This is a genomic window from Vibrio sp. 1401 (assembly GCF_033340295.1).
Genome location: NZ_JAWOWF010000709.1, coordinates 1 through 552 on the forward strand (window position 1 = coordinate 1; position 552 = coordinate 552).

1 pseudogene is annotated in these 552 nt (G+C 47.6%); it reads right to left on the reverse strand.

The features are described from left to right. Positions 1-48 precede the first annotated feature (48 nt). Positions 49-552 (reverse strand): annotated as a pseudogene (locus tag R7Z77_RS27720) (DUF4382 domain-containing protein); the annotation flags it as partial.

Here is a 552-nt window from a genome sequence, read left to right on the forward strand (position 1 = left end):
ACTAATTAAAAAGCCGCTCAGTACGAGCGGCTTTTTTAATATGGTGACTTAAAGAATGGGATTAATGTCCTGAGTTGTCAGCTCTGTCTCGACAACATCAACTGGCGTGTAGTGCTGGTAAATCAAGAAACCGTCTTCTGACGTTTCATGAGCGTCTGGCGTATCAATATACGCAGTACATGTGTAGCCAATGCTGTAAGTACCTGGGCCAATGTAACCAAACTCGTAGCTGTAGATTGTATTGCCTTCTTCGTCTTGCGATTCATTCACGTTAGCTACCGCAACTGGCGCGTTGAGTGGAGCTGTCGCGCCCATATCGCCCATGGTTGAGCGATCCATAGAACCCGCATACAGGTAAACAGAGTGAACGGCAGGCACATCATGAATCGCGTTCCATGCCGCACTGTCTGCTTCGCAAGCTTGGTATTGCACGTTACTTACTGTGCCAGCGATATGGCCTGAATCTGATGCGTTCACCAAACTTACGGCATTCGAGTTCATGTTCATATGATCTTGGCCGACTGGATCCGCCAGACCTTTACGCAAATCAAA